The organism is Micrococcus sp. KRD077 (genome assembly GCF_017168505.1).
GTDB lineage: Bacteria > Actinomycetota > Actinomycetes > Actinomycetales > Micrococcaceae > Micrococcus > Micrococcus luteus.
In genome coordinates this window covers 93,980-100,769 of the sequence record NZ_JABFAZ010000041.1, presented here as the reverse complement: position 1 = coordinate 100,769, position 6,790 = coordinate 93,980, and the positions used below count along the sequence as shown (strand labels likewise).

General features: G+C 76.6%; 7 protein-coding genes. 1 reads left to right on the top strand and 6 read right to left on the bottom strand.

Features of this window, described 5'->3' with window-relative positions; translation table 11 throughout:
* Positions 1 to 2 precede the first annotated feature (2 nt).
* Entirely contained in the window at positions 3 to 755 is a 753-nt protein-coding gene (locus tag J1M39_RS10535) for a Pr6Pr family membrane protein (protein WP_241254113.1), read from the top strand.
* 27 nt (positions 756 to 782) lie between these two features.
* Here J1M39_RS10535 and J1M39_RS10530 read toward each other — a convergent pair whose 3' ends face one another.
* The 6 genes from J1M39_RS10530 to J1M39_RS10505 all read right to left on the bottom strand — a co-directional run bounded on the left by J1M39_RS10530 (position 783) and on the right by J1M39_RS10505 (position 6,673).
* Positions 783 to 1,448: an SDR family oxidoreductase gene (locus J1M39_RS10530; protein ID WP_041104097.1), complete on the bottom strand. Its 666-nt coding sequence runs from the start codon at positions 1,446 to 1,448 to the stop codon at positions 783 to 785.
* Between the two features lie 98 nt (positions 1,449 to 1,546).
* Positions 1,547 to 2,602, bottom strand: coding sequence for a siderophore-interacting protein (locus J1M39_RS10525; RefSeq protein WP_041104096.1), 1,056 nt, complete (start codon positions 2,600 to 2,602; stop codon positions 1,547 to 1,549).
* Positions 2,599 to 3,468 carry an ABC transporter ATP-binding protein gene (locus tag J1M39_RS10520; RefSeq protein ID WP_206496759.1) on the bottom strand — a complete coding sequence of 290 codons (870 nt, stop codon included), beginning with the start codon at positions 3,466 to 3,468 and terminating at the stop codon, positions 2,599 to 2,601. Before J1M39_RS10520 ends, J1M39_RS10525 begins: the two co-directional genes overlap by 4 nt.
* On the bottom strand, positions 3,465 to 4,535 hold the full coding sequence (locus J1M39_RS10515; RefSeq protein WP_078025656.1) for a FecCD family ABC transporter permease: 1,071 nt from the start codon (positions 4,533 to 4,535) through the stop codon (positions 3,465 to 3,467). Before J1M39_RS10515 ends, J1M39_RS10520 begins: the two co-directional genes overlap by 4 nt.
* A complete protein-coding gene (locus J1M39_RS10510) occupies positions 4,532 to 5,587 on the bottom strand; it encodes a FecCD family ABC transporter permease (protein ID WP_078025657.1) in 1,056 nt (351 codons plus the stop codon). Before J1M39_RS10510 ends, J1M39_RS10515 begins: the two co-directional genes overlap by 4 nt.
* A gap of 9 nt (positions 5,588 to 5,596) precedes the next feature.
* Complete coding sequence (locus tag J1M39_RS10505; protein ID WP_101965883.1) at positions 5,597 to 6,673, bottom strand: iron-siderophore ABC transporter substrate-binding protein; 1,077 nt, start codon at positions 6,671 to 6,673, stop codon at positions 5,597 to 5,599.
* Positions 6,674 to 6,790 lie beyond the last annotated feature (117 nt).

Genomic DNA, 6,790 nt, shown 5'->3' with positions numbered 1-6,790 from the left:
GCCTGCCCTCCCTCCGCCGCACCCGCCCCGCCCCGCAGGGGGTCCGTGGGCGGATCGCGCACGCCGTCGTGTCCCGGCTGCAGCCGCGTCCCGTGCCGCCGGTGGACCGTCGGACCCGCCTGGCGTGGCAGGTCTCGGGGGCACTGCCGCTGATCGGGTGCCTGACCTCGTTCCCCATCGGGATGTCCAAGGACTCCATGGTGATCCCGGGCGTCGGCTATCAGGGCGGGTTCCCCGCGGGCTGGTCCCACGCCCTCAACCAGCCGGCGTACTTCACGTGGCTGTCCAACGCGCTGGTCGCGGGCACGTCGCTGACGCTGGCCGCGCGTCGTGAGGCGCCCACGTCGGACGCGTTCTGGGCCGTGCGCACCGCCGGACTCGGCTCGGTGATGGTCACGGGGATCGTCTACAACGCGGTGCTGCGCGGCCGCGAGCAGGACACCTTCCTCTACCGGTTCAACGACGCGCTGCAGCACATCGTCAACCCCGTGCTCGCCCCGGCGGTGTGGGCGCTGTTCGACCCGCGCGGGCAGATCACGCCGCGGCGCGCCGGCCTGGCCTCGGTCATCCCGCTGATGTGGGCGGCGGTGACCATGGCGCGCGGGCCCCGCATCGACTGGTACCCGTACCCGTTCCTCGACGTGCCGCGGCTCGGCCGCCGCAGCGTGGGCGTCGTGCTCGCCGGGATCCTGGCCGGCTTCACCGGGCTCATGGGCGTGCTCGGCACCGTGGACCGCCGCCTCGGCCTGGCCTGAGGGGCCGTCCCCGGCGCTGGCGGCGCGTCAGTCGCCGCGGACGGCCTCGGCCACGGGCACGTCGCCGTCCACGAAGTCGATCTTCCGGCCCACCGTGCCCGGCTCGCTGAGCACGGCCACGATCGCCCGGGCGACGTTGCCGCGGCTGGCCCCACGCTGCGGGGCATCGGAGTCGGAGAGGTCCGGGTCCACGGTGATGCGGCCGGACGGCTCCTCGTCGGTCAGGGCGCCGGGACCGAGGATGGTCCAGGCCAGCCCGGAGTCCCGCAGCGCCTCGTCCGCCTCGGCCTTGGCCTGCGCGTAGGTGTAGAAGGGGTCGTCCTCGGGCACGTCGTGGTGCAGGGACGCGCCGAGGTAGGACACCATCACGTAGCGCCGCACGCCCGCGGCCTCGGCGGCGCGCATGCTGGCGACGGCGGCGTCGTGGTCCACGGCCCGGGTGCGCTGGGCGTCCCCGCCGCCCGCGCCCGCGGAGAACACGACGTTGTCCGCGTCGCGCAGCGCGTGGAGCAGCTCCTCCTGGTCCGCCTTCTCGATGTCCAGGACGAGCGGTTCGGCGCCGGCGGCGCGGACGTCCTCGGCGTGATCGGGGTTGCGGATGATCGAGACGACGTCGTGGCCGGCCTCCGCCAGCAGAGGTGCGGCGAGCAGGGCCACCTTGCCGTGGCCGCCGATGATCACGGTGCGGGTCATGGGAATCTCTCCTTCGGTTCGATCGGGTGCTGAACTCCCACAGTAGGGAGAGCCCGACGCCGGTGCGAGGGCGGAGCGGCGCTCCACCACCCCACTCCTCAGCTCTCCGCCTGGCCCTCCCGCCAGTAGCCCATGAAGGAGACGTGCTTCTTCGGCACGCCGCCGGGGCCCACGCTGAGCCGGCGCAGGGCGCGCACCATCGCGGACTCCCCGGCGAGGAACACGTAGGCCTCGGGCCGTTCGTCGGCCTCGAGGGCGGCGACGGTCCACTCGCGCTCGACGGAGGCCGCGGGCGGCGCGACCGGCCCGCCGGCGTCGTCGGGGTCCACGCCCAGCAGGGCGGCGAGGCGGGCGTGCGCCCAGGACCCCGACGGCGCCCCCGGCGCCCGGCGGCCCACGTGCAGGCGCACGCGGCCCCGGTCCGTCAGCTCCGTCACGGCCCGCCAGTCCCACGGCTCGGGGACGGCCAGGCGCTCGGCGATGAGGTCGGCGGCCTGCCCGTCGTGGGGCAGCTCGAGCACGAGGTCCGCCTCGCCGTCGAACCCGCCGAACGGGTCCGCGAGCTCCTCCGCCACGGACACCAGGGCGGGGACGGCGGTCTCGTCGCCCACGGCCAGCACACGGTGCGCCCCCGTCTGCCGCCAGCCGGACCACGCCGGCGCCTCCGCCGAGGGCACCAGCACGTTCACCGCGTCCCCCGCCTGGACGGCGCGCGCCCAGCGCAGGCCCGGCCCCTGATGCGGGTCGGCGGGGTCGTCCGGGTCGCCGTGCAGCACCACGTCCACGGTCAGCGAGGGCACCTGCCGCCCGTCGAGCCGCACGAGCCCGGCCGAGCGCACCGTGTACGTGCGCATCCAGCCGCGCTCCTCCTCGGGGATGGCCAGGAACCCGGCGCGGAACCCGGCGGACAGGTCCGGGTCCGCCGACGTCCCGCCCGGCGGGGGGATCAGCAGCTTCACATAGGCGTCCCGGCGCGGCCGCGCGCCCCGGTACAGGGCGTGCAGGTCGGCGACGCCGGGCGGCAGCAGTCCCAGCAGGTCCCCGCTGGCGGCCTCCAGGTCCGGGCCCGCCAGCACGATCCGCCGGAACCCGCGGCACGGCTGCTCCACGGACACCACGCGCGTGTGCGCCACGATCATGCCGTCGGCGCTCATCGGTGGTCCCCGTCCCCCCGCGGCAGCACCACGGGGTGGCCCAGCAGCGGGTCGGCCACCACGTCCGCGTCCAGGCCGAACACCTCGGCCAGCACCTCCGGCACGATCACCTCGCCCGGCGTGCCCTGCGCCACCACCCGGCCCGCGGCCATCGCCACGATGTGGTCCGCACTGCGCGCCGCCAGGTTCAGCTCGTGCAGCACCGCGACGACGGTCGCCCGGCCCTCGCCACGCGGGTCCGGGAGCGTGCGCACCAGGTCGAGCACCTCCACCTGATGGCTGAGGTCGAGGTAGCTCGTGGGCTCGTCGAGGAGCACCACCGGGGTCTGCTGGGCGAGCACGAGGGCGAGCCACGCCCGCTGCCGCTGCCCGCCGGAGAGCGTGCCGGCCTCGCGCTCGGCGAGCTCCACGAGGTCGGTGCTCTCGAGCGCCGCGGCGACCGCGGCGTCGTCGCCGGCGGCCCGGCCGCCCAGGAGCCCGCGGTGCGGGTGACGGCCGCGCGCCACGAGCTGCGCCACCGTCATGCCCTCGGGCGCCACGGGATGCTGGGGCAGCAGCGCCACGGTGCGGGCGTAGTCGCGCGCGGACACGCGGGCGGCGTCCCGACCGAGCACCTCGATGCTCCCGGCGCGCGGGGCGAGCTGGCGGGTCAGGCCGCGCAGCAGCGTGGACTTGCCGCAGCCGTTGGCGCCGATGATCGCGGTGACGCGCCCGGCGGGCACGTCCAGGTCGAGGTCCGCGACGATCGGCGGCGCCGAGGCCGGGCCGTAGCCGAGCGTCAGGCCGCGCAGGCGGATCGCGACGTCGTCGGCGGCCCCGGCGCGCGGTGCGGCGGGGGACGGGACGGTGAGCGGGGGAGCGGTCATGCGGAGCGCACGCCTCCTGGGGTCCGGCCCTGGCACAGCAGCAGCCAGAGCATGAGCGGGGCGCCGGCGGCGCCGGTGAGCACACCGGTGGGCAGGGCGGCACCGGTGAGCAGGGGGACGGCCTCACCGGCCACGAGGTCCGCGAGCAGCACGAGCGCGGCGCCCGTGAGCGCCGCCGCGGGCAGGGAGGGCAGGCCACGGGTGAGCCCGCGCGCCACCGGGGTGGCCAGCAGCGCCACGAACGCCAGCGGCCCCACGACGGCGGTCGCCACGGCGGCCAGCACCGCGCCGAGCCCCAGCGCCGCGGCCGAGGTGGGACGCGGCCGGGCGCCGAGGGCGTGCGCGAGGTCCGGGCCGACGTCGGCGGGGGCCAGCCGCGCGTGGAGCACCCCCGCCAGCGGCAGGGCGACCACGAGCACGCCCGCGAGCAGCGCGATGCGGCCCCACGTGACCCCGTTGAGCGAGCCGGCGATCCAGACGGTGGCCGACTGCAGGTCGTGCTGGGCCAGCGAGAGCATGGCCCCGGCCACCACGGCCTGGCCCGCCGCCGCCACCGCGATGCCGGCCACGACGAACCGCTCGCCCCCCACCGAGCGGGCCGTGGCGAACACGGCGACCACCGCCGCGAGGCCACCGATCAGTGCCGTGGCGGCGCGCATCAGGTCCGATCCTCCGCCGGTCTGCCCGGCGGTCGCCAGCATCCCCAGCACGACCGCCGCCGCGGCGCCCTGGGTGACGCCCAGGATGTCCGGCGAGGCCAGGGGGTTGCGCAGCGTGCGCCGGTAGAGCGCGCCGGCCGCGCCCAGGGCGGCGCCGGTGAGCACTGCGGCCACGGCGCGGGGCAGCTTCTCCTCCAGCACGATGAAGCTCGCTCCCGGGATCGTCTCCCCGCCCAGGATCCGCACGAGGTCCGGGACGGTCACCTGGTACGTGCCCCACACCACGCGCAGCAGGGCGAGGACCAGCACGGCCACGGCGAGGCCCGCGCAGGCCCCTCCGAGGCGGCGCCGGTCGGCGCGGCGCAGGCGGGCGACGACGTCGTCCGGGGCGGTGCACTGGAGGCTCATGCGGCCACCCCCGGGCGGCGCAGCAGCGCCAGCAGCACGGGCACGCCGAGCAGGACGGTGGTCACCCCGAGGTGGATCTCCCCGGGCGCCACGACGAGCCGCCCGGCGAGGTCCGCGAGGATCACGAGGACGGCGCCCCACAGGGCGCAGCCGACCATCAGGGCCCGCGTGCTCGGCGGCCGCAGACGGCGCAGCGCGTGGGGCACGAGCAGTCCCACGAACCCGACCGGCCCGGCCAGCGCCACCGCCGCGGCCGTGAGCAGCACGACCGCGCCCAGCAGCACCGCGCGCACCCGCTCCGGGCGCCCGCCCAGGCCGTGCGCGAGGTCGTCGCCGAGGGCGAGGGCGTCGAGCCCGGGGGCCACGGCGACGGCGGCGAGCAGCCCGACGGCGATGACGGGTGCCAGGGCGAGCGCCTCGCCGAGGTCGGCGCGGGCCACCGTGCCCACGGCCCAGAACCGCAGTCGGTCCTGGACCGTGGGGGAGAGCACGAGCAGGGCCGTGGTGCCGGCGGTGGCGCCGGCGGTGAGCGCCGCGCCGGCCAGCACGAGCGCCATGGGGGAGGGGGCGCCGGGCGTCCGGCCACTCCGTGTGGCGGCCGCCGCCACCGCGTAGCCGAGCGCGGCCGCGACCAGCGTCCCGACGGCGGCCAGCGCCAGCACTCCGAACGTGGACCCGGCGACGCCGAGCGCCATGCCCGCCGCCACGGCCAGCCCCGCGCCGGCGGAGAGCCCGAGCAGCCCCGGGTCGCCGAGCGGGTTGCGGGTGGCCCCCTGCAGGGCGGCGCCGGCCACGGCCAGCGCCGCCCCCACGAGCGCCCCCGTCACCACGCGGGGCACGCGGGAGGCCACGGCCGCCGCCTCGATGCCCTCCGGCACGGGGTGCCCGGTGAGGATCGCGCCCAGGGTGTCGAGCGCCGTCGTCGCCGGCACGGTGCGCGCGCCGAGGGCGACGCCGGCCACGAGCGCCGCCAGCAGCAGCGCCGCGGGCAGGGCGCCCATCAGCACGCCCGCGCGGACGCGGGCCGGGGAGGCCAGGGCCGTGGACGGCATGGGGAGGGATCAGCCCTGCGCGGTCTTCGCGGCCTCGGCGATCGGCGGGACGACCTTCTCGAGCGCGAACGGGATGGACAGCGGGGAGATCGCGGAGACGGAGAGGACCTCCTGCTCGTCCGTCTGCAGGACGAGGGCGCCGGCCTTCACGGCCGGGATCGAGCCCAGCAGGGGGTCGGACTCGATGGCCTCGCGGACCGAGTCCTGGGCGGCCCAGGAGACGAACACGTCCGACTCCAGCTCGTCCGCGCGCTCGGGCGACCACGTGAAGAAGAACGCCTGGTCCTCCGGGGAGTTCTCCGTCACCACCGGCGCCTGCTCCATGCCGAGCAGCTCGAGGAACTTCGGGCGGTTGTCCACGTCCGTGTAGATGCTGATCTGGTCCGCGGCGGCGGGGTCGATGGTGCCGTAGACGAAGGACGCGCCCTGGAGGCCCGCGTGCTTCTCGCCGGCGTCCTTGATCTGCTGCTCGAGGTCCGCGATGAGCTCCTCCGCCTCCTGCTCCTTGCCGAGCACGCGGCCGATGACCTCCGTGGACTGCTGCCACGAGGTGCCGTAGGCGGGGACGTCCTTCGGGTAGGCCACTGTGGGGGCGATCTTCGAGAGGCGGTCGTAGTCCTCCTGCGTGATGCCGGAGTAGACGGCGAGGATGACGTCCGGCTTCACGGCGGCGATCGCCTCGGCGTCGATGCCGGAGGCCTCGGACCACTGCACGGGCTTCTGGGCGCCCTCGGTCTCGGCGAGCTTCGCGTCGAACCAGTCGGTGGACTTCTCCGCGTTCCCCCCGAACTCCACGGCGGCCATGCCCACCGGCACCACCCCGAGGGCGAGGGCCACGTCCTGGTTCACCCAGGACACGGTGGCCACGCGGGTCGGGCGCTGCGGGATCTCGGTGGTGCCGTAGACGTGCTCGATGCTGCGGGGGAACGCGGCGTCCCCGCCCGCGGCGTCCGACGACGACGCACCGGCCGACGAGGACGAGGCCGAGCCTCCGGCCGGGCCGGTGGAGCACGCGGCGAGCAGGAGGGTGAGCCCGACTCCCCCGCTGGCGAGGAGGGAGCGGCGGGACAGGGGGGACGGTGCCATGGTGGTGGCCTTTCACGGTCGCGACGCGCGGGCGCCGGGCGGAGGGGGTCGGGTCTGCGGTCGGAGGATGCGTCGGCCCTGCCGGGCCGGTATTAGCACTGTGTCTTATACACATCT